General features: G+C 71.4%; 24 protein-coding genes. 6 read left to right on the forward strand and 18 right to left on the reverse strand.

Annotated elements, in window-relative coordinates:
* Positions 1–206: 206 nt before the first annotated feature.
* The gene (locus GEV28_RS08160) at positions 207–836 is read right to left on the reverse strand and encodes a TetR/AcrR family transcriptional regulator (RefSeq protein ID WP_291410277.1); all 630 of its coding nucleotides are present in this window, start codon (positions 834–836) and stop codon (positions 207–209) included.
* 109 nt (positions 837–945) lie between these two features.
* Between GEV28_RS08160 and GEV28_RS08165 the strand changes: the two genes are divergently transcribed.
* Positions 946–2,118: an epoxide hydrolase family protein gene (locus GEV28_RS08165; RefSeq protein ID WP_291410278.1), complete on the forward strand. Its 1,173-nt coding sequence runs from the start codon at positions 946–948 to the stop codon at positions 2,116–2,118.
* Positions 2,119–2,578: 460 nt separating this feature from the next.
* Here the strand turns inward: GEV28_RS08165 and GEV28_RS08170 are convergent, their stop codons facing one another.
* The 3 genes from GEV28_RS08170 to GEV28_RS42195 form a co-directional block, all read right to left on the reverse strand.
* A complete protein-coding gene (locus GEV28_RS08170) occupies positions 2,579–3,937 on the reverse strand; it encodes a HAMP domain-containing sensor histidine kinase (protein WP_291410279.1) in 1,359 nt (452 codons plus the stop codon).
* Between the two features lie 184 nt (positions 3,938–4,121).
* Positions 4,122–4,829 carry a response regulator transcription factor gene (locus tag GEV28_RS08175; RefSeq protein WP_291410281.1) on the reverse strand — a complete coding sequence of 236 codons (708 nt, stop codon included), beginning with the start codon at positions 4,827–4,829 and terminating at the stop codon, positions 4,122–4,124.
* Positions 4,830–4,934: 105 nt separating this feature from the next.
* Positions 4,935–5,594 (reverse strand): MAB_1171c family putative transporter, encoded by a 660-nt coding sequence (locus GEV28_RS42195; protein WP_367115050.1) that lies wholly within the window; start codon positions 5,592–5,594, stop codon positions 4,935–4,937.
* Between the two features lie 54 nt (positions 5,595–5,648).
* Here GEV28_RS42195 and GEV28_RS42200 point away from each other — a divergent pair, with 54 nt between their 5' ends.
* Complete coding sequence (locus GEV28_RS42200; RefSeq protein ID WP_367115051.1) at positions 5,649–5,849, forward strand: hypothetical protein; 201 nt, start codon at positions 5,649–5,651, stop codon at positions 5,847–5,849.
* 235 nt (positions 5,850–6,084) lie between these two features.
* Here GEV28_RS42200 and GEV28_RS08190 read toward each other — a convergent pair whose 3' ends face one another.
* The 3 genes from GEV28_RS08190 to GEV28_RS08200 form a co-directional block, all read right to left on the reverse strand.
* The gene (locus GEV28_RS08190; RefSeq protein WP_291410287.1) at positions 6,085–6,639 is read right to left on the reverse strand and encodes a hypothetical protein; all 555 of its coding nucleotides are present in this window, start codon (positions 6,637–6,639) and stop codon (positions 6,085–6,087) included.
* Between the two features lie 96 nt (positions 6,640–6,735).
* Entirely contained in the window at positions 6,736–6,873 is a 138-nt protein-coding gene (locus GEV28_RS08195) for a hypothetical protein (protein WP_291410289.1), read from the reverse strand.
* Positions 6,874–6,894: 21 nt separating this feature from the next.
* Positions 6,895–7,197: a helix-turn-helix domain-containing protein gene (locus tag GEV28_RS08200; RefSeq protein ID WP_291410291.1), complete on the reverse strand. Its 303-nt coding sequence runs from the start codon at positions 7,195–7,197 to the stop codon at positions 6,895–6,897.
* A gap of 176 nt (positions 7,198–7,373) precedes the next feature.
* Here GEV28_RS08200 and GEV28_RS08205 point away from each other — a divergent pair, with 176 nt between their 5' ends.
* Positions 7,374–8,420 (forward strand): GGDEF domain-containing protein, encoded by a 1,047-nt coding sequence (locus GEV28_RS08205; protein WP_291410293.1) that lies wholly within the window; start codon positions 7,374–7,376, stop codon positions 8,418–8,420.
* Positions 8,421–8,487: 67 nt separating this feature from the next.
* Here the strand turns inward: GEV28_RS08205 and GEV28_RS08210 are convergent, their stop codons facing one another.
* The 6 genes from GEV28_RS08210 to GEV28_RS08235 all read right to left on the reverse strand — a co-directional run bounded on the left by GEV28_RS08210 (position 8,488) and on the right by GEV28_RS08235 (position 14,317).
* On the reverse strand, positions 8,488–9,297 hold the full coding sequence (locus GEV28_RS08210) for an SAM-dependent methyltransferase (RefSeq protein WP_291410295.1): 810 nt from the start codon (positions 9,295–9,297) through the stop codon (positions 8,488–8,490).
* A 153-nt stretch (positions 9,298–9,450) separates the two neighbouring features.
* Positions 9,451–10,785, reverse strand: coding sequence for an ABC transporter substrate-binding protein (locus GEV28_RS08215; RefSeq protein WP_291410298.1), 1,335 nt, complete (start codon positions 10,783–10,785; stop codon positions 9,451–9,453).
* Between the two features lie 40 nt (positions 10,786–10,825).
* A complete protein-coding gene (locus tag GEV28_RS08220; RefSeq protein WP_291410399.1) occupies positions 10,826–11,845 on the reverse strand; it encodes a branched-chain amino acid ABC transporter permease in 1,020 nt (339 codons plus the stop codon).
* A gap of 94 nt (positions 11,846–11,939) precedes the next feature.
* A complete protein-coding gene (locus tag GEV28_RS08225) occupies positions 11,940–12,818 on the reverse strand; it encodes a branched-chain amino acid ABC transporter permease (RefSeq protein ID WP_291410300.1) in 879 nt (292 codons plus the stop codon).
* Between the two features lie 12 nt (positions 12,819–12,830).
* Positions 12,831–13,535: an ABC transporter ATP-binding protein gene (locus GEV28_RS08230; RefSeq protein WP_291410302.1), complete on the reverse strand. Its 705-nt coding sequence runs from the start codon at positions 13,533–13,535 to the stop codon at positions 12,831–12,833.
* On the reverse strand, positions 13,529–14,317 hold the full coding sequence (locus tag GEV28_RS08235) for an ABC transporter ATP-binding protein (protein ID WP_291410401.1): 789 nt from the start codon (positions 14,315–14,317) through the stop codon (positions 13,529–13,531). Before GEV28_RS08235 ends, GEV28_RS08230 begins: the two co-directional genes overlap by 7 nt.
* 176 nt (positions 14,318–14,493) lie before the next feature.
* Between GEV28_RS08235 and GEV28_RS08240 the strand changes: the two genes are divergently transcribed.
* Complete coding sequence (locus tag GEV28_RS08240; RefSeq protein WP_291410304.1) at positions 14,494–15,747, forward strand: CdaR family transcriptional regulator; 1,254 nt, start codon at positions 14,494–14,496, stop codon at positions 15,745–15,747.
* A gap of 13 nt (positions 15,748–15,760) precedes the next feature.
* Here the strand turns inward: GEV28_RS08240 and GEV28_RS08245 are convergent, their stop codons facing one another.
* The 3 genes from GEV28_RS08245 to GEV28_RS08255 form a co-directional block, all read right to left on the reverse strand.
* Complete coding sequence (locus tag GEV28_RS08245; protein ID WP_291410306.1) at positions 15,761–16,645, reverse strand: alpha/beta hydrolase; 885 nt, start codon at positions 16,643–16,645, stop codon at positions 15,761–15,763.
* An 84-nt stretch (positions 16,646–16,729) separates the two neighbouring features.
* Positions 16,730–17,386: a TetR/AcrR family transcriptional regulator gene (locus GEV28_RS08250; RefSeq protein ID WP_291410403.1), complete on the reverse strand. Its 657-nt coding sequence runs from the start codon at positions 17,384–17,386 to the stop codon at positions 16,730–16,732.
* Between the two features lie 67 nt (positions 17,387–17,453).
* Entirely contained in the window at positions 17,454–17,684 is a 231-nt protein-coding gene (locus GEV28_RS08255; protein WP_291410308.1) for a hypothetical protein, read from the reverse strand.
* Positions 17,685–18,110: 426 nt separating this feature from the next.
* Between GEV28_RS08255 and GEV28_RS08260 the strand changes: the two genes are divergently transcribed.
* Complete coding sequence (locus GEV28_RS08260) at positions 18,111–18,299, forward strand: hypothetical protein (protein ID WP_291410310.1); 189 nt, start codon at positions 18,111–18,113, stop codon at positions 18,297–18,299.
* A 66-nt stretch (positions 18,300–18,365) separates the two neighbouring features.
* Here the strand turns inward: GEV28_RS08260 and GEV28_RS08265 are convergent, their stop codons facing one another.
* Entirely contained in the window at positions 18,366–22,037 is a 3,672-nt protein-coding gene (locus tag GEV28_RS08265; protein ID WP_291410312.1) for a family 78 glycoside hydrolase catalytic domain, read from the reverse strand.
* Between the two features lie 630 nt (positions 22,038–22,667).
* Between GEV28_RS08265 and GEV28_RS08270 the strand changes: the two genes are divergently transcribed.
* Positions 22,668–24,086: a hypothetical protein gene (locus tag GEV28_RS08270; protein WP_291410314.1), complete on the forward strand. Its 1,419-nt coding sequence runs from the start codon at positions 22,668–22,670 to the stop codon at positions 24,084–24,086.
* A gap of 57 nt (positions 24,087–24,143) precedes the next feature.
* On the opposite strand, the gene GEV28_RS08275 is transcribed toward GEV28_RS08270, so the two are convergent.
* Positions 24,144–24,554 (reverse strand): hypothetical protein, encoded by a 411-nt coding sequence (locus GEV28_RS08275; protein ID WP_291410316.1) that lies wholly within the window; start codon positions 24,552–24,554, stop codon positions 24,144–24,146.
* Positions 24,555–24,572 lie beyond the last annotated feature (18 nt).

The raw sequence follows: 24,572 nt of genomic DNA on the forward strand, positions 1-24,572 counted from the left end.
ATCAAGATCACCGATCGTGAGATGAGAACACTCCTCGCGCGGTATCTGACCCCACACGAGTGGCACGGCGAATGGAACTACACCATCAGCCCGACCGACACACCCAGTTGAGCGTGTTGTTCATTTCCAAGCCCTTAGGCCGCGGTCCGCGTTTGCCGAACCCGATTGGTCCGCCCTGTCCCGTTGACGCCGATATGCCCACCGGATCACGAGCGGTACCGGCGGGTGCGCGGGTTCAAGCGGTGGTGGATCGCGGTCATGGCCTTGGGGTACGCGGTGGGGTCGTCGTGCAGAACGGACATCGCGTTCGCCCGATCGAGGAAGGCGACCAGCTCGAACGCCAACTGGGCGGGGTCGGCGTCCGGGGCGAGCTCGCCGGCGTGCCGCGCCTGTTCGGCGGTGTGCTCGATGAGCTCGGTCCATTCGGCGACGGATGCGGCGATCAGGTCGTGGACCGGACCCGGCTTGGCATCGAACTCGGCGGAGACGGCGGAGAAGAAGCAGCCGCCGGGGAAGACGCGGCTGCGCGAGTAGTCGAGCTGGTTCTCGCACAACTCGGAAAGCCGCCGCAGGCCCGCCGGCACGGTCATCGCGGGCTCCACCACGCGCTCCCGGAAGATCTGGACGGCGGTGCGGATCGTCGCCAGCTGCAGGTCCTGTTTGGAGCCGAACAGGGCGAGCACGCCGCTCTTGCTGATGTCGAGGTCGCGAGCGACTCCCGCGAGGGACAGGCCGTCCAGGCCGTCGGTCGAGGCGATGTCGGCGGCCCTGCGCAGGATCCTGCGCCGGGTCCTGTCGCCGCGCGCGGTGCGGCCGTCGGTGCGCGTGTCGGTCATTTCACCACCTCGTCCGAAATCCTAACAGACTATGTGACCGTCCGGTCGGTCATGTAGTACAGTCCGGCTCGCACCTCAGACGAACGGTTCCCCCGAGAGGACGGCCGACATGACCAACACCGACGAGAACAGTGGCGGCACCGAGGTTCGCCCGTTCCGGATCGAGATTCCGCAGGCAGATCTCGTCGATCTGCGGGACCGGCTGGCCAGGACCCGGTGGTCGGCCGACCTCGCCGGCGCCGACTGGGAGCGTGGCGTTCCGGTCGGCTACCTGCGCGCTCTGGCCGACTACTGGGCCACCCGCTACGACTGGCGCGGGCACGAGGCACAGCTGAACGAGCTACCGCAGTTCACCACCACGATCGACGGGCAGAACCTGCATTTCCTGCACGTTCGCTCACCGCACGCCGGGGCCACCCCGTTGCTGTTGATCCACGGGTGGCCGGGTTCGGTGGTGGAGTTCCTCGACCTGATCGGGCCACTGACCGACCCGGCCGCGCACGGCGGCGACCCGGCGGACGCCTTCCACCTGGTGATCCCGTCCATCCCCGGGTTCGGGTTCTCCGGCCCGTTGACCGAAACCGGCTGGACCGACAGCCGGGTCGCGGCCGCGTTCACCGAGCTGATGGCCCGGCTCGGCCACGACCGCTTCGGCGTGCACGGCGGCGACGTCGGCGCGTTCGTCGCACCCCAGGTGGGCCGGGCGGCGCCGGAGCGGGTCGTCGGGGTGCATGTCAACAACCTGGTCACCTTCCCCACCGGCGACCCGGCCGACATGGCGGCGCTCACCGAGGCGGAGCAGGGTCGGCTGGCGGAGATGAAGCGGTGGCAGGAGGAGCTCGGCGGCTACATGCAACTGCAGGGCACCCGGCCGCTGACCATCGCGCACAGCCTCAACGACTCCCCGGCCGGACAGCTCGGCTGGATCGTGGAGAAGTTCAAGGACTGGACCGACCCCGCCGCCAAGCTGCCCGAGGACGCCGTCGACCGCGACCGCATCCTCACCAACATCAGCATCTACTGGTTCACCGACACCGCCGCCTCCGTCGCCAACTCCTACTACGAACGGTTCAACGACCCCGGCATGTGGGCCCCCAAGCCGCGGGGCACCGTCCCCACCGGCGTCGCGGTCTTCACCACCGACACCTCCATCCGCGGCTTCGCCGACAAGGTGCACAACATCGTGCACTGGTCCGAGTTCGACCGCGGCGGCCACTTCCCCGCCCTGGAGGTGCCCGACGTGCTCGCCGACGACATCCGCACCTTCTTCCGCGCCCTGTAGCCGAACCCGTGCCCTGACCCCAACTGTTGGTCTGCCTCGGACATCGCGGCGTCGCCGGTCGGCGGCGCCGCGGCGTCACACCCAGACCCGGTGGCGGCCTTCCCATGTCCGCCAAGGTTTCCGCGAGCAAGCCTGCCGGGGCCGCCGACGTCCGCGGCACACGCCTCCAGTCGCGCTCGGACGTGGGATGGGGCCGTATCCGCGGGGTGATCCGGCACGACACCTGATCCCGCTCACGGTCGGCGGCCGGCGGGCTCGGCCCGCACCGGCGGTGAGCTGGTCGGGCTCGTCGGCGCCGCCGAGGTGGGGCTCGGTTCGGTGTCGACGCTCGGGGGTGCGGTGCCTGCCGCGTCGAGGAGCCCTCGATGGGCTGCGGCTCGTCCTCGGTGCTCACGCCGCAGCCGGGCGCACACAGGACGGCCAGGGCGGCGACCGCCGCGACCGCCGCGACGGCCCCGGGTCATTCGGCGGCCTCCGGGAGCTCGATGACGAAGCGGGCGCCGCCGCCCGGCCGTTCCTCGACCCAGACCCGGCCGTGGTGCCGGCGGATGTGTTGGGTGACGAGGGCGAGGCCGAGGCCGGCGCCGCTGTCGGTGGAGTCGCGGTCGGCGGGGGAGCCGCGGGCGAAGCGTTCGAAGATGTGTTCGCGGGCGTTGGTGGGGACGCCTGTGCCCGCGTCGTCGACCTCGATGCGGGCGTGGCCGTCGCGGCTCAGAATTCCCAGCCGTACCAACCCTTTGCCGTGCCGGGTGGCGTTGTCGAGGAGGTTGGTGACGGCGCGTTCGAGGCGGCGGCGGTCGGCGTGCACCCAGGGCCGCTCGGTGATGTCGAGTGCGTCGGGCGGGATGTGGCTGTGCTTGGCGGTGGCGTGGACGAGCGTGGCGAGGTCGACGAGCTCGAAGGTGGATCGGTCGGTGTCCTGGTCGCCGCGGGAGATTTCCAGGAGGTCGTCGACCATGCGGCGGAAGCGGTGCAGGTCGGTGTCGAGGAGGTCGACGGCTTGCCGGGTGTCGTCGGGTAGGTCCGGGCTGCGGCGTTGGAGTACGGACATCGCGTTGAGCATGGTGGTGAGAGGGGAGCGCAGCTCGTGGCTCACGTCGCCGGCGAAGCGGGTGTCGCGGGCGACCCGTTGCTGTAGTCGTTCCGCGGTGTCGTTGAACGCGTCGGTGAAGGGGATGAGGTCGGGGTCGTGGGTCGGGGGGAGCCGGACGCTCAGGTCGCCGTGCGCGGCTTTCGCCGCGGTGTCGGTGAGCTTGCGCAGTGGGCGCAAGGAGTGGGTGGTCGCCCAGCGGCCGAGCAGTGCGCCGGCGAGGCCGCTGGCGGCGGTCCCTGCGAGGAGGATCCAGCTGAGGAAGCGGAAGGTGCGGTCGAGCTCGCGCAGGGGTGAGACCTCGACATAGGTGGCCGACTCGGCGAGCAGGGGCAGGCCGACGGCGAGGACGGGGACGCCGTCGAGCGTGGTGCGTTGGTGAGCCGGAGTGCCGCGCTGGACCATGTCGAGGAACCCGCCGGGGAGGCGTTTGGGGTCGACGAGGTTGCCGCCGCTGATCATGTGGCCGTCGTCGACGAGCAGGACGGCCGACTCGGCCTCGGAGCCCAGGCCGGTCATGAGCTCCTCGAGGCCGACGGAGCCGCGGCGCAGGACGGCGGCGACGAGGCGGGCGTTGCCGGTGGCTTGGGTGACCGCGCTGCGCTCCCGCTGGTCGATCATGTAGCCGGTGGACAGCTGCCAGGTGGCGAGCGCGAGGGTGCCCGCGACGACGAGGGAGACGAGGCTGAACCAGGCCATCACCCTGGTGCGCAGCGGAAACCGGTTCATGGTTCGCTCTGTGACACTGGCTCGCTCCGCTGCTCGTCAGTCCCGCGAGTCCAACGCCCAGGACCCGCGAGTCCAACCCCCAGGACCCGCGAGTCCAACGCCCAGAACCAGACACCGGCGGCCTGTGACACTGGCTCGCTCCGCTCGCTGGTGAGTGGGCCGTCGTCCTGTGGCACGGGTTCGCTCACTGGTCATCACCGGGGTGGTCGCTGGGGGACTCGGCGCGGTAGCCGATGCCGCGGGCGGTGGTGATGAGGGTGGGCTGGCTGGGATCGGGTTCGATCTTGCGACGGAGCCGGCGGATGTGGACGTCGAGGAGGCGCGTGTCGCCGAAGTAGCCGTAGTCCCAGACGCGTTCGAGGAGTTGTTCGCGGGTGACGACGGTGCCGCGGGCGGTGGCGAGGGTGCAGAGCAGCCGGAACTCGGTCTTGGTCAGCGGGATCTCGTCGGTGCCGCGCAGCACCCGGCCTTCGGCGGCGCGGATGGTGAGGTCGCCGAGGTCGATCGTGTTGTCCTGGTCGGTGACCCGGGTGCGGCGGAGCAAGGCGCGGATCCGGGCGGCGAGCTCGCCCGCGTCGACCGGTTTGGTGACGTAGTCGTCGGCGCCGGCTTCGAGGCCGGCGATGACCTCGTGCGATGCGGTGCGGGCGGTGACCATGATGATGGGCAGGTCGCCGCGTTCGCGGATCCGGGTGCACACCTGCAGGCCGTCGATGCCGGGCAGCATCAGGTCGAGCAGGACCACGTCCGGGTCGGGCGGGTCGGCGAGCAGTTCGAGTGCCTGTTCGCCGGTGGCCGCTTCGACCACCCGGTAGCCCTCGTCGGTCAGGGCGAGGCGCAGGGCGCCGCGGATGCGCGGGTCGTCCTCGACGAGCAGCAGGGTGGTGGTCACACCGGCGTCGTACTCCATGGTCAACGGCGATGCTACGCGGCTGGGTCGGCCTCGCGAGCCCCACTCGGCGGGGGACAGGCGGGTGCCGAGTGGGGACTCGCGGGGTCAGGTGGCGGTGCGTTGGACTGCGTGGGAGAGCTCGATCAGGCGGTCGACGTCGGCGTCCAGGCTGTCGTCGCTCGGCATCGCGATGGGGATGGCCTGCGGCGGCACGGTCTGCCCGGCAGCGTGGGCCCGCAGCGCGCCGGTGAGCTGCTCGGCCAGGTGCTCCGGGACGGCCAGCTCGGCCGGGTCCGCGCCCATGTTCGCGAGGTACGGGCTGATCCGGACCAGCCCGTCCCGGCACTCGATGACCCTGCGGTAGTACCGGCGGTGCACGCTCCGCAGGCTCAGCGCGTCCCGCCAGGGGCTGATCGGCACCCGGCTCAGCGCGTCCTGCGGGAACCGCTCGTTCAGTACTGTCCACAGTGGACGGAGGTGGCGATACGCGCGGCGGTGCCGGACCCACACCCGCAGCGCGGCCAGCCGGGTGACCACGGTCGGGTAGGCCATCCCCGCCACGAACAGCACGATCCCGAGCAGCAGCAGGAAGATGCTCGTGATGACGATCGGCGGCGCGGCCGGGGTGCCGGCCCACCTGCTGACGTTCGACACCACGAACGTCGCCCCGGCCAGGGAGTCGCGGCCAACCCGCCGGAGGCGACCCGCAGCCCCCGACGCAGCCGCGGCTCGGCGCCGCGCGCGTAGCGGCGGGTCCACACGCATGCGGCGGCGAAGGCGTAGAGCAGGTAGCTGTTCGCCGCGATGTAGAACGCCGCGATGCTGTCCACCCCGACTGGACCCTCACCCGGCGTGGAGGTCACCGTGGCGGCCGGGACACGCAGGTCGGCCGGGATGGCGAGGTTGGCGGCGGTGACGACCGCCAGGGCGACCGCCAGCCCGACGGCCTCCCGGGCGGCCCGCCCCCTGGCGAGGCGCGCCTCGAGCGCGGAGAACTGGAAGAAGCAGACCAGGCTGTAGGCGGCGACCAGCAGCAGCCCGTGCTGGACGTAGCGGGCCGTCATCGCGTCGACGCCGAGGAAGTCCGTGCCCGCGCTCGCCGCGATGCCGAACGGGTAGGCGACCGACCAGCCGGCCAGCAGCCCCGCCACCGCCCACCGCCGGACGTCCCCTGGTGAGCGGGCCACCAAGTACAGCATCCACGCCAGCGCCCCGAACGACGCGATCCCGTGGATGACATCGAACGCCGTGTAGGTCACAGCCACCCCAACCGGTCGGTCAGCGCGGTGCCCATGCGCTGCGCCGCGGCGTCCGAGGAGGCCGCCGGCGGGCCGACCGAGTCGAGCACCGAGGCCCACTCCAGGATGATCGTGGCGACCGTCTCCGCCTCGCGCTCCTGGACGGAGACGTAGGAGGTCCGGCGCAGCGCCCGGCGGACCGCGCCCGGCGCCAGGTCCGGGTACTCGTCGCGCAAGGTGGCCGGTTCGACGTCGGGGCAGAGCTGGTCCAGCAGTGTGTCGTCGTCCTCGTCGCTGCGGTGGCCGGCCAGGATGTGGCCGAGCTCGTGCAGGATGATGTGGCCCTGGTGCGCCTTGCTGGTCTCCCGCTGGTACAGGATGTAGTCGGTGCTGTCGGTGGTGATCCAGGCGCCGAACGGGCCGGGTACGGGGATCGGGTGCGCGACGGGTCTGATCGGCTTGCCCCGCTGCAGCCCGACCCGCCGGCACAGCTCGTGCACGTCGAGCGGCGGTCGGATGTCGAGCTCGTTGAGCAACCGCCGGCAGCGCCGGCGTAACTCCCGTTCGCGCACCGTCATACCTCCCGACTCGCACCCCCAGCCCTGTGGCGTCAGCAGTTTTCCAGATCACCGCTCAAGTCGTCAGGCCCACCGCAGCTTCTCGCCCGTTCACTCTTCCGGACCAGTGTCGCGCTCGGCCCGCTCCAGCCGGTGCACGACGTCGAGCAGGTCCATCACCTGGCGGCGGCCCGCGGGCGAGAGCTCTCCCGCGCGCAGCGCCATGAGCTGGGCGTCGCTGCTGCCCATGATCTCGTTCAGCCGCGCCTGCTAGGCCCTGAGCTCCTCGAGCTGCTGGTCGACCCGGTCGGTCACCTCGTTGTCGAAGAAGTACGAGACCGGAACGCCGAAGAACGCGGCGAGCGCCTGCAGGTGCTTGAAGGTGGGGTTGTCCTTCTTGCCCTTCCGCAGCTGCCAGATGTAGCTCTGCGAGATGGTCACCCCGGTCGCCACGATCGCCGTCGCCGCCTGCTCGTTGCTGTACTCGTGACCGCGCCGGGTGGTCGCGGTGGCGAACAAGTGGTTCAGCTTGTCGGCCAGGCTTCTGGCCCGTCCGGGCGCCTGTTCGGCCATCGGTGCCCTCCCACCACCTCATGTCCTCTACCGACAGATAGACGTGATTGCGTGCCGTCATTTTTGTCAGTTGAAACCGGACGGTCAAGCAGTCTACGCTCCGCGGTGTCTTCTTCCACTCATGTGAAAGACGTTCTCATCCTATTGGCGTACCAGAGTCCAGGGAGGTTCCCGCGATGCGGCTCGCCGGCGCGGACGACGCTCCCCTCGGACCGTGTTGTACTACGTGCGGTCAACCGCTCGGCTTCCGCACCACCGACAAGCTGACCGGCCTGCTCGACCGGTGGGCCTGGGACGAGGCGGCGGCCGAGATCCTCGGCGAGGTCGGTGACCAGCCCGCCGTGCTGTTGATGCTCGACCTCGACCGGTTCAAGGACATCAACGACACGCACGGGCACCTCGCCGGGGACGCCGTGCTGCGTGCCGTCGCGTCGGTGGTCCGGGGTGCGGTGCGCCAGATGGACATCGTGGGCCGGTACGGGGGCCACGGCGGCGACGAGTTCCTCGTGCTGCTGCCGGCCACCGACCGCGACCGCGGGGAGAAGGTCGCCGGGCGCGTCCTGGCCCAGATCCGCGCCGCCGCCGTGTCGGCGCCGTCGGCACGCGACGGGATCATCACGATCACCGGCCTCACCGCGTCCATCGGCCTCGCGGCGCGGGAGCAGAGCTCCGACCACGACCTGGTCGCGTTGTTCCAGGGCGCGGACGCCGCGCTGCTGCACGCCAAGCACACCGGCCGGGACCGGATCGCGATGGCCAGCGCGATGGCCAGCGTGATGGCCACCGTCCGTGCCAGCGACGTGCCGCCGATCTGGCGGCAGTGCCGGCCCGACCTCGAGGAGATCCGTTTCCTCACCGACCTCACCAGCGAGTGGAGCAAGGCGTCGGTTCGCCGGGTCGCCGACCGCGCCGGGCAGTCGCACTACGAGACCGTCCTGGCCGAGCAGCTGCGCGCGCTGCTGCGGATGCTGCCCGGCGAGCACGAGCTGGACGTGCTCGCCGCGCTGTCCTGCGGGCCGCTGCCGTACAAGGACGTGGCCGGCACCAAGCTCGACACCACGCTGCGCCGGCTGGAGCAGGCCGGGCTCGTGGCCTGCGACCGCGAGGGGGACACCGTCGCGTGCTGCTCGCTGACGCTCGCCGCGCGCGAGCTGCTCGACAAGCTTCTTCCCGCCATCGAGTGGGCCGGGAAGATCAGTTCCACAGGGGCGGCAGGGGCGTGAGTGCGTGGCGGTGTGCGGGGGCAGCGCACCGCCACGCACTCACGAGAACGACCGTGTGGTGCGCGCGTCAGCTCTTGCGGGCGACGCCCGCGTAGAGCCCGTCCTTCTCCGGGTCCTCCGGTAGCTCGGTGCCCTGCTCCGGCCGCCACCGCGACGTCGTGACCAGGCCCGGCTCGACCAGCTCGAAGCCACCGAACAACTGGAGCACCTCGGCCCGCGACCTGGCGCGGACGTTGTTCTGGGACTTGCGCATCTCGCGGGTCAGCTGCTCGCCCCTGATCACCGCGAAGTCGTCGGTGAAGTGGGTGATCGCGAGATAGCTGCCCGTCGCGATGGCGTCGCGGTACGCGGCGAACACCCCGACCGGGTCCTGCTCGTCGAGGATGTAGTGGCCGATCGTGACCGCGAGCAGCCCGATCGGCTGGTCGAAGTCGAGGACGCGCCGGGCGTGCTCGTTCTGGAGCACGAGGCCGGGCGTGGTGACGTCCGCGTGCACCATGACCGCTTTCTCGTTGCCCTCCAGCAGGAGCTGGCTGTGGGCGACCGCGACGTACTCGTTGTCCACGTAGACCACCCGGGACCCGGGGTCGGCGGCTTCGGCGATCTCGTGCACGTTGCCCACGGTCGGGATGCCGGACCCCAGGTCGAGGAACTGCCGGATGCCGCGCTCGATCATGAACAGCACGGCGCGGCGCAGGAACGCCCGGTTCATGACGGCGACCCGCTTGGCCTCCGGCTGGATCTTGATGAGCCGTTCGATGAACTCGCGGTCCGCGGCGAAGTTGTGGTTCCCGCCCAGCAGGTGGTCGTACATTCTTGCCGCACTCGGCCTGCTGAGGTCGACTGATGTGGGAACCCAGTTGGTCTGCTGCGACACCGCACACCTCTCTGTTTCGGATCCGTGACCGAAACAGTACTGACGGACGTCGGCCCGGCGGGAAGGGTTCACCCGGTTGGCCCAGCAAGTGAAACGGTGACCCCGAACGGGTTGCTCGGCCGGCGCGCCGCCGCCGGCCGAGCAACCGGACCACTACCCGGCGGCGGGTTCGTCGGGGATCCCGTTGTCCGGTGGGGAGTCGGAGGCCGCCGAGTCGTCCTCCTCGATCGGGGCGTCGCCGATGTCGGTGACCAGGACCGGAGTCAGCTCCTCGCCCACACCGCCCTTGATCTCGACCAGCTGCATGCCCGAGATGCCCATGTGGCTGTCGGCCGAGAAGCGGAACGGGGCGAGCCCCGGTCCCTCGAAGTCCGCGCCGGCCTTCTCGATCGCCGCGACGATGCCCTCACGGGTGGGGTTCTCACCCGCGGCCTGCAACGCCTGCACGAAGGTGTAGGCCTGCGACATGCCGTACACGCGGTAGTTCGTCAGCTCGCCCTCGCCGCCTTGCTCGTCCCACACCTTCTGCCACAGCTTCATCCACGGGTCGTCCGGCACGTCGGTGCCCGGGATGTACTCGGTGGTCAGCACGCCGTCGAGCAGGCCGGAGCCGTCCTTCACCGCGCCCTCGGAGAACCTGGCGAGCAGCGAGCCGACGAGCGCCGGGTCGGAGCCCACGTTGCTGTAGAACCACTTCGGCTTGTAGTTCAGCCGCAGCGCGAGCAGCTGGCTCAGCGCGGTGTACGACGGCGTGTTGAAGCCCAGGATGAGGTCCGCGCCGGACGCCTGCAGCGCCGCCATCTGCGGCGCCACGTCGGTGTTGCCGGACTGGTAGCGCTGCACCTCGACGATCTGGTCCTCGAGGAACTGGCGCACGCCCTTCTCGCCGTCCCGGCCGAAGTCGTCGTCCTGGAGGAAGAGCCCGACCTTGGCGTCGGGCATGTTCGTCTTCACGTAGTCGCCGATGATCTTGCCTTCGATCTCGTAGTCCGGCTGCCAGCCGAACGTGAAGGGCTTGTCCTTCGGCGCGTCGCCCCACTGCAGCGAGCCGGAGGAGACGAACAGGTCGGGCACCTTCTCGCCGTTGAGGAAGTCGACCACCGCGCTGTGCGTCGGCGTTCCCAGCCCGCTCACCATCGCGAAGATCTCGTCGTTGAGGACGAGCTCGTTGGTCACCTGGCTGGTGTTGGTCGGGTTGTAGGCGTCGTCACGCACGACGAACTCGATCTTGCGGCCGTGCACCCCGCCGTTGGCGTTGACGAAGTCGTAGTAGGCCTGGTGCCCGCTGGGGATCTCGCTGTAGCCCGGCGCGGCCACCCCGGTCAGCGGGAAGTGGCCGCCGATCTTGATGCTGTCGTCGGTGATCCCGACGGTGGAGCCCTCGGACGGGGTGTCCTCGCGCTCGTCACCGGCGCCGCACGCGGCCAGTAACGCGCCTGTCGTCAGCACCGTGGTGACCAGCACGGTGGATCGGGGCCATCGCTTCATCGGTATTGCCTCCAAATAGGTGCTGGGTAGTGGAGCTGGGTTACTGGGAGGACCCACGGCGGCGGGCGGCGGCGCGGACCCCGCCGACTACCCCGGCCGGCGCGAAGAGCACGACGAGCATCGTGACCAGGCCGTAGATCAGTGGTGCCAGCTCGGCCGACCGCACGTCGCTCAGTCCGAGGTCCTGGCCGAGACCGGTGACCAGCTGCGGCACGAACGTGAGCATGGCGGCGCCGAGGAGCGCGCCGGTCAGCGTGCCGAGTCCGCCCAGGACGATCGCGGACAGCAGCAGCAACGACAGGGTCAGCGTGAACCCGCTCGGCGCCGCGATCCGCGCCGACAGCGCCAGCAGCCCGCCCGCGAGCCCGGCACACGCGGCGCTGACGACGAACGCGAGCACCCGCGCGCGGCCGAGGTCGATGCCGGCGAGCTCGGCGGCGACCTCGTTGTCCCGCACCGCCCGCCACGTCCGGCCGACCCGGCCGCGAGCGAGGTTGGCCAGCAGCACGAACGTCACGATCAGGCAGAGCCAGCCGAGGTAGGCGAGGTAGCGGCTGCGGCTCATGTCCTGCCCGGTGACGAAGAACACCGCGTCGGCGAACCAGTTCGGGATCTCCGGCACGCGCACGTTCAGCCCCTGCTCCCCGCCGAGCGTCTCGCTGAAGTACAGGGGAATGCCGGGGACCGCCACCGCGAGCGCGAGCGTCGCGCCGGCCAGGTACGGCCCGTGCAGCCGCGCCGCCGCGACCCCGACGAGCGCACCCGCCACGAGCGTCACGAGGGTGCCCGCGAGCAGGATCACCGGCAGCGGCAGCGGGTTGTCGCCCTGGAGCAGCAGCGCGGCGGTGTAGGCGCCGATGGCCATGAAGGCCCCGTGCCCCAGGGAGATCTGCCCGTTGAGTCCGATGAGGATGGTCAGGCCGCCGGCGGCGATCCCGTAGTAGGCCATCGACGCGAACTGGGCGTTGCGGAACTGCCCGGTGCTCTCCAGCACGAGGACGACCACCACCATGGCCAGCAGCGCGAGGGTGAGGTGGCGGCGCAGCGGCGTCCGGCCCATGATCCTGTCCACACGGGACACCCGGCGCGATGGCGGGGAGGCCGCCGCGGGGCGCTCCGCGGACGAGGTGGGGGCCTCGGTGTTCGTGGACATGTCACACCCTCCGCTCACGGACGTGGGCGAACAGGCCACCCGGGCGGACCAGCAGCACCGCCATGAGGATGACCAATGAGGCGAGCGGCACCAGCTCGGATCCGACGTACCCGCTGACCAGGCTCAGCGACAGCCCCAGGGTCAGCCCGCCGGCCACCGCGCCGGCCGGGCTGTCCAGCCCGCCGAGCACGGCGGCGACGAAGCCGTACACCACCACACCGTCCATGTAGGACGGATGGACGAGCCCGCCGCCGGCGATCAGCAGGCCGGAGAGCGAGCCGACCACCGCGGCCAGCGCCCAGCCCAGGGTCAGCATCCGGCCGACCCGGACGCCGAGCAGCCGCGACATCTCGATGTTGAACGCGGACGCGCGCATCTTCAGGCCGACGTTGGTGCCCCGGAACAGCAGCACCAGCGACACCATCACCGCGACCACCGAGAGGATCGTGAACACGCCGAACCCGGTGAGCGCGATGGTCGTGTCACCGAACTGGAAGCCGCGCAGCCCGAACGGCGCGGGGAACGACCGGTAGCGCGCGCCGAAGACCAGCGCGGCGACCGCGTGGATCACGATGAACAGGCCCAGCGTCAGGATCACCGCGTTGATCTCGGACTTGCCGACCATGTAGCGGATCACGAACCGCTCGACGAGCGCGCCGAGCACCAGGCCGGACAGCAGCGCGACCACGAAGCCCAGCCAGTAGGACAGCCCGGCGTCGATGAGCACCAGCGCGATGTAGGTGGTGATCATCGCCATCGGGGCCTGCGCGAAGTTCACGATCCGGGTCGCCCGCCAGATCAGCACCAGGGCGAGCGCGAACGCGGCGTAGACCATGCCGAGCGTCAGTCCGGTGAGGACGGTGGTGGTCAGCTGCTGCACGGGGCCCCCTTCTCAGAATCCGAGGTAGGCGTGGCGGAGCTGCACGTCCTCGGCGAGTGCGGACGCCTTGTCCTGCACCACGAGCCGGCCGAGGTTGAGCACCACGCCCCGGTCGGCGATGGACAGCGCGCTGCGCGCGTTCTGCTCCACGAGCAGGACGGTGAGCCCGTCGGCGGCCACGAGCGTCTGCAGCAGGTCGAAGATCTGGACCACGATGCGCGGGGCGAGCCCCAGCGACGGCTCGTCGAGCAGCAGCACGGTGGGCCGGGCCATCAGCGCCCTGGCGATCACCAGCATCTGCCGCTCACCGCCGGAGAGCACGTGCGCCGACTGGCGGCGGCGCTCGGCCAGGATCGGGAACAGCGAGTAGGCGCGGGCCAGGTCGTCGATCTTGACCCGGGAGCCCCGGCCGAGCCCGCCGAGGCGCAGGTTCTCCTCGACGGTCAGCTGGGTGATCACTCCGCGGCCCTCGGGGACGTGCGCCAGCCCGATCCGCGCCATCTGCTCGGTGGGCACCCTGGTGAGATCGCGGCCGGCCAGGGCGGCGGTGCCGCGGGTGGGCCGGACGAGTCCGGAGATCGTGCGCAGCAGGGTCGTCTTGCCCGCGCCGTTCGCGCCGAGCACCGCGGTGATCTCACCCCGCGGGGCCTCGAAGCTCACCCCGTCAAGCGCGGTCACCGGGCCGTAGCTCGCGGTCAGGTCCGTGACGGTCAGCATCCCCACCGCCGCTCCGGGCGCGTCGCCGCCGTCTCATGTGGAACGTCCTCGCCGAGGTAGGCGGCCAGCACCGCGGGGTGCTCCCGGACGTGGTCCGGGCCGCCGCGGGCGATGACCTTGCCGAAGTCGAGCACCACGATGTCGTCGCAGACGCTCATCACGAGATCCATGTGGTGCTCCACGAGCATCACCGAGGTGCGCACGGTCAGCCCGCGGATCAGCTCGCCGATCTCGGCCATCTCGTCGTTGGCGAGGCCGCTGGCCGGTTCGTCGAGCAGCAGCAGGTCCGGCTCGACCGACAGCGCCCTGGCCAGCGCGACCCGCTTGCGCACCGGGTAGGGCAGGCTCGCCGCGTACCGGTGGGCGACGTCGGCGATGCCGAGCTCCTCGAGCACCGCCATGGTCCGCTCGGTCAGCGCGCGCTCGTCGCGGCGGTGGCTCGGAAGCGCGAGCAGCGCGGACCAGAACGTGGTGCGGGCGTGCCGGGTGGCGCCGACCATGACGTTCTCGAGCACGGTCATGTGGTCGAAGAGGCCGAGATCCTGGAGGCTGCGCGAGATGCCGAGCCCGGCGAGCTGGTGCGGACGCAGCCCCCGCAGCTCCTGCCCCCGCCATCGCAGCAGCCCGGCGTCCGGCCGGACGAAACCGCACGCGACGTTGAACAACGTCGTCTTGCCGGCGCCGTTCGGCCCGATCACGCCGAGCACCTGGTTGGGCGCCACCTCCAGGGAGACGTCCGACAGCGCCACGAGGCCCCCGAAGGTCACCGACACCCCGGACATCTCGAAACCAGGTTCTGGCACGCACGGCTCCCAACGTCGGGATGTGGTGCGCACCACTTTGGTGCGCGGAGCACGATCAGAGACATAGGCGCGGCGCACAAAATAGGTCGTGCGAACCGACTCAATTCCGTCGCCCGGGTTGGTTCTTATGTGCGGCGGGTGCCACTCTTCTGACCATGGACGTGGCGCACGGCAGCCCTCGGGTTCCCCCGTCCGGGGTTCCCGACCCCGCGCCCGAGATGGAGCACAAGATCGAACGGGCCTGGGCGTCACTGCTGGGCCAGGCCGACGCGATCGCCGACGACATCACGCTCACGCTGCTGGAACGCGATCCGTACTGGTCCGAACAGCGCCCGGACCGGCAGGCCGACCTGCGCGCGAGCAGCCGCGAGCACGTCCGCAGCGGCATCCGGGCGATGGCCGGCATGGCCGACCCGGAGCAGCGGGCCACGGACGTCTGGCGCGAGACGGGCCGGCTGCGGGCGCGCCAGGGCGTGCCGATGGACCGGGTCCTCAGCGCGTACACGCAAGGCACCCGCACGTTGTGGGAGGCGTTGCTGCGGCAGGGATGGGCCGAGAAGGTCCAGGTCAACGAGCACCTGCTCGTGCTCGCCGGCCAGAAGCTGTGGGCCGCGCTCGACGTCCAGAACGCGGTCCTCGTCGAGGCCTACCGGCGCGAGAGTAACCGGCTGCAACGGCAGAACCTCCAGCGCCAGCAGAACTTCCTCGACGGCCTGGTCGAGGGCAGGGGAGCGGATCCGGAGTTCGCCAGGGAGGCGCGCGAGGCGCTCGGCATCGGCCCCGACGAGGTGGTCGTGTGCGTGGTGGCACCGTTCATCGATCCGCTCGACGAGCCGCTGCGGGCACCGGAGGACCGGCTCGAGCGCGCTGGCCTCAGCTCGCACTGGCATGTTCGGGGCGGCAACTTCTTCGGCCTGATCCCGAGCGGGGCGCTGACCGTGCCGCAGCTGGTCCAGGTGCTCGAGCCGTGCGTCGCCGGCCGGGTCGGCCTCGCCCCGTGCGCCGACGGGCTGGCCGGGTTCGCCACCGCCTACCAGCTCGCGTCCCGGACCGCCGAGTCCCTTCCCCGCGGCACCCAGCGACTTGCTCCGCTCACCGACCGGCTGCCGGAGGTGCTGCTCGCGGGGAGCCCGGAGGTGCTGCCGGTGCTGGTGGCCGAGACCGTCGGCCCGCTGCTGCAGCAGTCGCCGCCGCTGGCCCGAACGCTGCTGGAGACCCTCGAGGCCCTGCTCGCCCACGACGGCTCACCGACGCACGCCGCGGAGGCGCTGTTCTGCCACCGCAATACGGTGATCTACCGGATGAAGCAGATCGAGTCCCTCACCGGGCGGACCCTGCAGCGCCCGCAGGACAAGTTCGAGATGGCGCTGGGCCTGCTGGCGACCGGGCGTGCCTTCACCGGCCGCTGACCGGCCCGCGCCGCTACCGTCGCGGATCAGCGCCGCGGGAGCGCCGAGGCGGACGGGTCACCCCCAGGAACGACGCGATGGTCGTGGTGAACCAGGTGGGATCGTCGAGCCAGAGGAAGTGGGCGGCTCCGGGCAGGGTGGCGAGGGTGGCGTTCGGGAACAGTCCGGCGAGCTCGGCCACGACGCGCGGGGGGCTGTTCACATCGACTTCTCCGGCGAGCAGCAGGACCGGCGCGCCGAGGGTGGCCAGTGCCGCGCGGGTGGCTTCGGGGTGGAAGGCGCCCTCGGCGCCGTAGATGGCGGCGGCCCGGGTGTTGCGCCGCGTCTCGCCACTCACGTGGTGGGCTTGTGTCGCGGCGTCCCACCGGCCGTAGACGAAGGGGGTGAGGGCGGCCCGGTCGCCGTCCGTGGCCTGGCCGGCGTTGATCCTCTCGAAGGCCGCCGACGCCGGCCCGAACCAGGACTCGCCTTCGCGGAGCCGCACCACCTCGCGCCGGTCGTCGGCGGTGGCGGCGAGGCCGAGGGCGTAGGTGCTCGGCGCCACCAGGACGAGCTTGTCGATGTGCTCGGGGTACCGGGCCGCGTACAACACGGCGAGGTTCGTACCCCCGGAGTGCCCGAGCAGGTTCACGCGATCGAGGCCGAGATGCTCGCGCAGCGCCTCGACGTCGTCGACCAGGCGATCGCAGCGGTACGTGCCTGGGTCGGCCGGTGTCGCCGACTGCCCGGTGCCGCGGTGGTCCAGCAGGATCAGCCGAAGGCGCGCGGACAGGCCGCCGAGGTCGCCGAGGTAGTCGGAGTCCTGCATCGGACCGCCCGGCAGACACACCACCGGGGTGCCCTCGCCGAGCACGTGGTAGGCGAGTTTCGTTCCGTCGTTCGCGGCGAGGGCAGGCATGGACGGGATCGTCCCAGCGCCACCCCGACCGGGCAATCGAGATTCCCGTGGCGCGTACCCACCACGCGCCGGCACGGCGGGCGCTCAGCGTGCGGCCAGGTAGTCCAGGACCAGGTCGCCGAGCAGGGTCCGGTGCTGCGCGCGGCGTTCGGGGTCGAGCATGTCGCGCTTGAAGATGGCCTGGAACGTGTGCCGGTTCGCGATCCGGAACACGCAGAACGAGCTGATCACCATGTGGATGTCGAGCGGGTCGACGCCGCCGCGGAAGACGCCGGCCGCGTGCCCGCGGTCGAGGATGCGGGCCAGCACGTCCAGTGCCGGGTTGGCGAGGCCGGACAGCGCCGTCGACCGGGCCATGTGCTCGGCGTGGTCGATGTTCTCGATGCTCACCAGCCGGATGAAGTCCGGGTGCGACTCGTGGTGGTCGAAGGTCAGCTCGGCCAGCTGGCGCATGGCGTCGACCGGGTCGAGGTGCTCGATGTCGAGCTTCTGCTCGATGGCCCGGATCCCGGCGTAGGCGTGCTCGAGCACCTCGACGTAGAGCTGCTCCTTGTTGCCGAAGTAGTAGTAGATCATCCGCTTGGTGGTGCTCATCTTCGCGGCGATCTCGTCCACCCGGGCCCCGGCGTAGCCCTTGTCGGCGAAGTCGCGGGTGGCGACGTCGATGATCTCCGCGCGGGTCCGCCCGGCGTCGCGGGTGCGTTCCGCGCCGCCGGCGGGTCGGGGCGGCTGTCCGGCCAACGACTCGCCTCTCGTCTCGCTTGTCGTCACGTGTCGTCACTGTAGCGCCGGCCCGGAGCCACGCGGCTCAGGCGAGACCGGCGCGCAGCCGGAGCAGCCGGCGCATCGCGACGATGCCGGACAGCGGGCCGACCGCCAGCACGGCGAACGCCCACTGCCACCCGACGGCGCCCGCCAGCACCGGGACGAGCCAGATCGTGCCGCCGGTGAGCAGGAACCCCATCGCCACCTGCAGGGTCAGGGCGGTCCCGACGACGCTCCGGTCGGCCAGCTCCGTGCCGAGGGCGGAGAACTGCACCGAGTCGCCGACGACGCTGTAGCCCCACAGCAGGCCGACCGCGACGAGCAGCCACAGCGGCGCCGCGAGGAACAGCCCGATCGTGGCGGCACACTCGGCCGAGACCCGCCATCATGCCGATGGCCGTGCGCTCCCGACCCCAGCGGTCGCCGAGCACCCCGCCCGGGTAGTTGGCGACGGCGCCGGCGACGAACACGGCGAAGGTGACGTACGCGGCGCGCACCGGGTCGGCGCGGCCGTGCCGGTCCAGCGCGGCGGAGAAGAACGGCAGGAACCACGCCCACATCGCGTAGAGCTCCCACATGTGGCACAGGTAGCCGACGGACGCGAGGCGGGTGCCGCGGTCGCGCCGGATCCGCCGGATCTGGCGCGGGTCGAACACCGCCTTTCGGGAACGGGTACGGGCCTTCCCGGACGGCCGCCAAGGTGATCGCGCCGCCGACCAGCGTGAGCACGGACGTCGCCACGATGACCAGGCGCCAGTTCAGCCCACCGAGGCCGTTGACCAGATGCGGCACGCCGGAGCTGACGCTCAGCGCGCCGACCAGCAGCCCCATCGCGGCGCCCCGGCCGAGGCGGGACCAGGTGGAGATCAGCTTGAGCGCGGGCGGGTAGACGCCGGCGATGAAGAACCCCGTCGCGAACCGGGTCAGGGCACCCTAAATTACGTCGCTATTGACATTACTGACCTTCGGCGGTGAACACGTACGACCCGGCCGGCAGGTGGAACGTCCCGGCCGCGGTGGGCACCGCCTCGGCGGGATAGGTGATCGTCGACGGCTGGGTGGTGGGGACCTTGACGGTGGCCGAGGTGCCGGTCGGGACCGTCACCCGCAGCGTGAGCGTGCCCGCCGACACCGACCACTCGCTGACCGCCGCCCCGTACGGCGTCTCGTACCCGGAGCGGGCCGAGGTCAGGCCGCCGCCCGGTTTCGGGGCGACGAGCAGGCTCTCGTAGCCCGGGCTTGCCGGGCCGAGCCCGCCGACCTGGCGGTAGAGGAAGTCGCCGACCGAGCCGAGACCGTAGTGGTTGAACGAGTTCATCCCCGGGTCGTTGAAGGAGCCGTCGGAGCGGATTCCGTCCCAGCGTTCCCAGATGGTCGTCGCGCCGTTGCTCTGCATGTAGCCCCAGCCGGGGAAGTCCGGCTGCAGCAGGATCTGGTACGCCGTGGCGACGTGGCCGTGGTCGGCCAGCACCGGCAGCAGGTTCTCCACGCCGAGGAACCCGACCGACAGGTGCCCGCCGGTCGCGGCGACCTTCGCGGCGAGCTTGTCGGCCGCGGCCTGCCGCCGATCCGAGGGCAGCAGGCCGAACGCCAGCGCCAGCACGTAGCCCGTCTGGGTGTTCGCCCCGACGGTGCCGTCGGCCGCGGCGAACCGGTTGGTGAACGCGGCCGCCACCTGGTCGGCGAGCCGGCCGTACGAGGCGGCCTCGGCGGTGCGGCCGGTGGCGGCGGCCATCCGGGAGACCAGCCGGGCCGACCAGCCGAAGAACGCCGTGGAGATCAGGTCCTGCGCGGTGTTGTCGTTGACGTTGAGCCAGTCGCCGTAGGTCCACTGGTCGCGGATCAGGTCGCTGCCCGAGGTGTCGCGCAGGTAGTCGACCCAGCGGGCCATGGCGGCGAAGTGCTCGTCGACCACGCGGGTGTCGCCGTAGCGCTGCCACATCGTGTACGGCACGATCACGCCCGCGTCGCCCCAGCCGGCCCGGCCGGCGCTGTCCAGCACCGCCGGCACGACGTCGGTGTAGGCGCCGTCGGCCCGCTGCGCGTCGACGAGATCGTCGGCGAACTTGTCGAGGAATGCCTGCGTCGCCAGGTTGAACGTGGCGGTGCCGGCGAAGATCCCGATGTCGCCGGTCCAGCCGAGGCGCTCGTCGCGCTGCGGGCAGTCGGTCGGGATGGAGAGCATGTTGGACCGCTCGCCCCAGACGATGTTGTGCTGCAACTGGTTCACCAGCGAGTTGGAGGTCGTGAGCGTGCCGGGCTGTCCGCCGCTCGTCCACGCGGCCCGGCCGGTGATCATGTCCGCGGTGGGTGTGACACCCGCGGGCAGGCCGGTCACCTCGACGTACCGGTAGCCGTGCACGGTGAACCGCGGCTCGTAGGTCTCCACGCCGCCGGTGCCGGCCAGGGTGAACCGGTCGGTGACCTGCGCGCCCCGTATGTTGGCCAGGTACACCGTGCCGTCGGGGTTGAGCACCTCGGCGTGGCGCATGGTGACCGTGGTGCCAGCCGGCCCGCGCACCGCGAGCCGGTTCCAGCCGGTGAGGTTCTGCCCGAGGTCGAACACCCACACGCCGGGCGTCGGCTGGGTGATCGCCGTCGGCCGGAACTCCTGCTGCACGGTCACCCCGTTGTCCACCTGGGACACGAGCGCCGGCTTGGCGTCGGTGCGCACGACGGGCGCGGACCAGGCGCTGTCGTCGAAACCGGGACCGTCCCAACCGGACACCGCGAGCCGGGCGTCGTAGGTCTCGCCGTGGTAGAGGTCGTCGGCGCGGATCGGTCCGCTGGTCACCTTCCAGCTGTTGTCGGTGCGCACCGTCGTGCTCGTGCCGTCGGTGAAGGTGAGCCGCAGCTGCGCCGAGTACCAGGGCCGCGTGCCGTACCGCTGGCTGCCGGCTATGCCGAGGCTGCCCGAGTACCAGCCGTTTCCCAGCCACGCGCCGAGTGCGTTGGCACCGTGGCGGATCTGCCCGGTCACGTCGAACACCTTGTACTGCACGCGTTTGTTGTAGTCGGTCCACCCGGGCGCGAGCACCTCCGCGCCGACCCGCGCGCCGTTGAGCCGGGTCTCGTGCAGGCCGAGCGCGGTGGTGAGCAGCCGCGCGCTCGCGACCGGCTTGTCGACGGTGAAGCCCTTGCGCAGCAACGGGGACGGCTGGGCCACCCGGACGTTGGCCGCCCACGGCCCGCTGCCGTAGGTGGCCAGCGCCCGCGCGGCCGGCCAGGCGCTGTCGTCGAAGCCGGTCCGCTCCCAGCCGGCCGGGCCGCTCTGGCCGGCCTTCCAGCCGGCGTCGGTGACCACCGTCTGTCCATCCTGGACGGTGAGCTTGCCGATGAGCCCGGCGGGGGACTGGGTGGTGTTCTCGCTCCGCACGGCGATCGTGTTGGTGCCGGCGACGAGCCGGCCGGTCAGGTCGACGACGGCGGCGCTCTTCCATGACTCGAACACCCGCGGCGAGGCGCTGACCTGCGTGCCATTCACCCACACGTCGGCGGTGTCGTCGCCGGTGACCACGAGCGTGGCGCGGGCCGGCGCCGCGGCGAGGTCGAGGGTGCGCCGGAAGTACCGGGTCGCCGGCGGCACCCCGGCGGCCGGATCGCCCTCGGGGAACCAGATCCAGCTCGCTCCGGTGAGGTCGGGCGCGACCGCGGCCTGGCCGATGAAGTCGGCGGTCCACTCCGACGCCGGTGCGCGCAGGCCGGTCTCGAAGGTGTGGGTCGGGCTCCAGGCGCCGGCCCGGCCCTGGCCGTCCCACACCCGGACGCGCCAGGAGTAGCGGGTGAGCGAGGTCAGCGCGGGGCCGCCGTAGACCACGTCGACCTGCTGGCCGGACGCGACTCGCCCGCTGTCCCAGATGTCGCCGGCGTCGGTCGACACCACGACCTGGTAGGCGGCCTGGCGTTGCTGTGCCGTGGCGGACGCCAGCTTCCAGCCGAACCGCGGCCGTTCCGCGTCGACACCGAGCGGGTTCGCCCGGTGCTCGACGGTGCCGCTCGCGACCCGCAGCGGCGACGCGGTGTCCAGGTCGGGTGCCGCGACATCGCTGCTCCACGGCGAGATCCCGTAGGTGCCGAGGTCGGTGGCGGCCGGCCAGGAGCTGTCGGCGAACCCCGGTAGCTCCCACCCCTCGCCGACCGTGCGGTCGGCCTTCCAACTGCCGTCGGTGACCAGGTCGGTCGTGCCGCCGGCGGTGGCGACACGCACGCGCCCGATGACCCCGGCCGGTCCCGTCGCGGTGTTGCGCGCGGCGATCGCGATCGTGTTGGTGCCGGCGGTGATCGCAGGCCGGAGGTCGACGAACATCGCGCGGCGCCAGGAGTCGTCGCCGCGGGCCGAGGCGGCGAGCGGCTTGCCGTTGAGCCAGACGTCGACCGTGTCGTCACCGGTCACGACGAGCTGGGCGTCGCTGACCGCGCCGGCGGCCACGACGAAGGTCGTGCGGAAGTATCGGTGGGCGGCGGGCGCGCTGACGCGCGGGTCGCCCTCCGGGTACCAGACCCAGTGCGCCCCGGTCAGGCCGACCGGTGCGGCGGCGCTCGCGAGCCCGCCCGGTACGGCGAAGACGGACAGGACCAGGGTCGTGACAAGCACGGCGACCACCGCGCGGCGGCTGTTCCGGGGCATGGCAGGGCTCCCACTCAGCAGACCGACGTCTCAGATTTAAACGTTTCATTTGACAGGGTGTGCACAACTGTAATCACCGTGTCACGCGCACGCAACGGTCGGACTCGTACCGGGTAGGAGCTCCTTGTGCCGCAACGAAAAGGTGGCAGGACCGATGACCGGGTGGCGCACCGGTTCGGCCTGTCCACTCCGATCGGTCCTACCGCAAGGATCGTGGGGTGACCCAACAGCCGAAAGATCGACCGCGGTCCGATGGAAACCGGGTGCCGTGCCCGTCGCGACGGGCACGGCAGGTGGCACGTCCGCGACTTCGCGAGCGCCCGCGCGGTGCTCCGCGGCACCGACACCGTCCAGGCCGGTCTCGGGGTGGCGAAGGTGGCGAAGCTGTCCGCACAAGTGTCCCGGCGCGCACATCGCCATCCAGGAGTCGGACATCTTCCTCTCGACGCTGTTCGCCCTGGACGGCGTGCGGATGACCACCCCGCCGCGCGTGTCGTTCAACGAGGACTTCGCCAGCTACGCGCCGCACGGCCTGACCGTCTCAGTAGGACGGTGAGGCCGCAGGCCCTGGTGAAACACTTCGCGGATGTGTACCGTCCGGCTCATCCCGCCGTCGACGTTGGGAGAGTCGTGCGAACTCGCAGCCTGCCCGCCGGAGTCGTGCTCGTTCTCGCCGCGACCCTGCTCGCCGGCACACCCGCACACGCGTCGCCGGACCGCCGGCTGCCGATCGTGTTCGTGCATGGCAACTCCGGGTCGGCCGCACAGTTCGAGACCCAGTTCCAGCGCTTCGCCAGCAACGGGTACCCGCGGGAGCTGCTGTTCGCCTACGAGTACGACACGAGCGTGCCGGACAACACGGTGGCCGTCGCGGAGCTGGAACCCTTCATCGACGATGTGCTGGCGCGCACGGGAGCCGGCCAGGTGCTGGTGGCCGCGCACTCGCGGGGTACGACCGTCAGCCACGCCTACCTCGCCGACCCCGCGCACGCCGCCGAGGTCGCGAAGTACGTCAACCTCGACGGCCGCAGCTCCGACACGCCACCCGGTGGCGTGCCAACGCTCGCGGTGTGGGGTGAGTGGCAGTCACCGCCGGACCCGATCCGCGGCACGGTCGGGTCCATCGGCGGCGCACGGAACGTCTACAACAGGCAGTTCGGCCACACCGAGACGGCGTCGTCGGCGAAGACGTTCGGCGACATCTACCGCTTCTGGTTCGGCCGGAGCCCGGCCACCACCGACGTCCTGCCCGAGCCGCCCGGCCGGGTCGAGGTCGCCGGCCGGGCGGTGCTGTTCCCGGAGAACATCGGCTACGCCGGCGCCGAGCTCGAGGTGTGGGAGGTCGACGCCACCACCGGCCGGCGCCGCGAGCGGCGCCCGGAGGCCACCTACCCGATCGACGAGACCGGCGCGTTCGGCCCGTTGTGGGTGCACGGCAAGAAGAGCTACGAGTTCGCCGTCACCCGCGAGGACGGCTCCGTCCATCACTTCTACCAGCGGCCGTTCACCCGGGACGACTACTTCCTCCGGCTGAACACCGGCCGGCCGGGCGCCGGGCTGGAGGCGTTCACCAAGCACGATCCCCGGCACGTCAACCTGACCTTCGTGCGCGCTCGCGAGATGTGGGGCGACCAGCCCGACAGCGACGTGCTGACGGTGGACCGGCTCCGCGACGGCACACCGCCGCTGAACGTCCTCACGCCGAGCGTGGCCCCGCGGACGAGCCCCGGCGGCCAGGGCGGCAACACCGGCGAGGTCAACGCGCTGTTCCTCACCGACGTCGGCGCCCGCACGGCCACCGGCTACGCGGATCCCGACCAGCGCACCGATCTCGGGAAGAACCAGCTGTTCCCCTTCGACAACCTGACGTTCCTCGCCGCCGCGGACGTGTACGTGCCCGCCGACACGCCGGCGAGGGGAACGGTGCGGCTCGCCCTGACTCCGCGCGGCGGCCGGACCGCGGCGGTCGTGAACGTGCCCGCCTGGCCGTCGGACGTTCACCGGATCTCGGTCACGTTCCCCGACCCCGGCCAAGGCCGGTGCGACTGAGCACCGCGCCGAGCACGACCCCGACCACGACGAGGCAGCCGCCGGTGATCGCCGCGATCACCGGCGGCTGGTCGGGATCTCCAGGTACCCGGTGATGCCGAGGATCCGGGACAGGCCCCAGGGGAGCAGGGCGAGCTGGTCGTTCCACAGGGTCATGGCGCGTTCGAGACCGAGCACGGCGACGAGCCCGCCCAGCGCGGCCGGCGGCAGGCCGGTCGCGACCAGGATCCGGCCGGCCGCGCGGGCGCGGGTCATGCCGTACCCGTTGCGCAGCACGGCGTAGGCGGTCACGAAGACGGCGAGGAACGCGGCGAACGCCACCGTGACGTACACCGAGCGGGCGCCGGGCTCGGTCCAGAACGCGAACCAGTAGTGGCCGGGTCCGCGCGGCACGAGCGCGAGAAGCAGCACCACGGTGCGCAGCAGGGCCAGGCCGCCGACCGCGGCCAGCAGCATCTGACCGGGCACGGTCGAGCTATTGCGTCC

This window comes from Actinophytocola sp. (genome assembly GCF_009379765.1).
Classification (GTDB): domain Bacteria; phylum Actinomycetota; class Actinomycetes; order Mycobacteriales; family Pseudonocardiaceae; genus Actinophytocola.

Excerpts from the sequence above, each read along its gene's own strand:
- GEV28_RS08205 (WP_291410293.1), top strand. The coding sequence starts at position 7,374 with ATGCGGCTCGCCGGCGCGGACGACGCTCCCCTCGGACCGTGTTGTACT.
- GEV28_RS08230 (WP_291410302.1), bottom strand. The coding sequence starts at position 13,535 with ATGCTGACCGTCACGGACCTGACCGCGAGCTACGGCCCGGTGACCGCG.
- GEV28_RS08195 (WP_291410289.1), bottom strand. The coding sequence starts at position 6,873 with ATGGGCAGCAGCGACGCCCAGCTCATGGCGCTGCGCGCGGGAGAGCTC.
- GEV28_RS08245 (WP_291410306.1), bottom strand. The coding sequence starts at position 16,645 with ATGCCTGCCCTCGCCGCGAACGACGGAACGAAACTCGCCTACCACGTG.
- GEV28_RS08235 (WP_291410401.1), bottom strand. The coding sequence starts at position 14,317 with ATGTCCGGGGTGTCGGTGACCTTCGGGGGCCTCGTGGCGCTGTCGGAC.
- GEV28_RS08220 (WP_291410399.1), bottom strand. The coding sequence starts at position 11,845 with ATGGGCCGGACGCCGCTGCGCCGCCACCTCACCCTCGCGCTGCTGGCC.
- GEV28_RS08170 (WP_291410279.1), bottom strand. The coding sequence starts at position 3,937 with ATGAACCGGTTTCCGCTGCGCACCAGGGTGATGGCCTGGTTCAGCCTC.
- GEV28_RS08240 (WP_291410304.1), top strand. The coding sequence starts at position 14,494 with ATGGACGTGGCGCACGGCAGCCCTCGGGTTCCCCCGTCCGGGGTTCCC.
- GEV28_RS08215 (WP_291410298.1), bottom strand. The coding sequence starts at position 10,785 with ATGAAGCGATGGCCCCGATCCACCGTGCTGGTCACCACGGTGCTGACG.
- GEV28_RS08165 (WP_291410278.1), top strand. The coding sequence starts at position 946 with ATGACCAACACCGACGAGAACAGTGGCGGCACCGAGGTTCGCCCGTTC.
- GEV28_RS08265 (WP_291410312.1), bottom strand. The coding sequence starts at position 22,037 with ATGCCCCGGAACAGCCGCCGCGCGGTGGTCGCCGTGCTTGTCACGACC.
- GEV28_RS08200 (WP_291410291.1), bottom strand. The coding sequence starts at position 7,197 with ATGGCCGAACAGGCGCCCGGACGGGCCAGAAGCCTGGCCGACAAGCTG.
- GEV28_RS08160 (WP_291410277.1), bottom strand. The coding sequence starts at position 836 with ATGACCGACACGCGCACCGACGGCCGCACCGCGCGCGGCGACAGGACC.
- GEV28_RS42195 (WP_367115050.1), bottom strand. The coding sequence starts at position 5,594 with ATGCGTGTGGACCCGCCGCTACGCGCGCGGCGCCGAGCCGCGGCTGCG.
- GEV28_RS42200 (WP_367115051.1), top strand. The coding sequence starts at position 5,649 with ATGCTGTCCACCCCGACTGGACCCTCACCCGGCGTGGAGGTCACCGTG.